1 protein-coding gene is annotated in these 730 nt (G+C 41.0%); it reads left to right on the forward strand.

All coding sequences use genetic code 11. The annotated features are described in order from the left end of the window. Positions 1 to 485: 485 nt before the first annotated feature. The coding region (locus STRDD11_RS09480) for an FAD:protein FMN transferase (RefSeq protein ID WP_164828475.1) at positions 486 to 730 on the forward strand (245 nt) is incomplete at its 3' end.

The raw sequence follows: 730 nt of genomic DNA on the forward strand, positions 1-730 counted from the left end.
GTCCAACATCGTATTAATACACGCTGTACCTGCGTGGTTTGCACCAACTACAACGATTTTACTCATAAATAGTCCTACCTTAATTTTAAAATTTTACTAGAACATTATAACAGACGCTGTGAGCGTTTACAAGTTATTTGCTCACGATGCATTTCAAAGGATAAAGCTGCTTCTGCCGCTCAATAATGCTTATTGGCAGGCGTTTTGTGCTACTGATGGAAGTTTTCTGAAAATTTAATAAAATTAAGATTGTGAAAACGTTGTCTTTTTGTTATAATAAGTAAAGATAAGTAATATTCAATGAAAATCATCGGCAAATCAGAAAGAGGCTGAGACAAAAGTCCTTCAGTTTCGCTTTGTTGCAGGTTATTGAAGCAGCGGATACCCTATCCGTCAGGATAAGCCGTTTAGTCCGATAGACTGTTGAAGCTGATAGGGTTGAAGCGATTTTCAAAGAGTATAAAAAATAGAAAGGTCGTGATAGTGTGGACTTTGCTTCTCGCTCAGTTCAGCTGATGGGAAGCGCCATCTCTGTTTCCCTTCTGCACGAGCAGGCGGAGACTCTGTTAGATGAAACAGTCCGGCTGCTTCACCTCTATAAGCATCGTTTCAGTGCCAATGATGACGATTCTGAGCTGATGATGATCAATCACATGGCCGGCATCGAAAGGGTTCCGGTTCATCCCGAGCTCTTTGAGCTGATTGAGATTGGAAAAAAGCACAGTCTTGC

The sequence above is a fragment of the Streptococcus sp. DD11 genome, from assembly GCF_001578865.1.
Taxonomy (GTDB): Bacteria; Bacillota; Bacilli; order Lactobacillales; family Streptococcaceae; genus Streptococcus; species Streptococcus panodentis.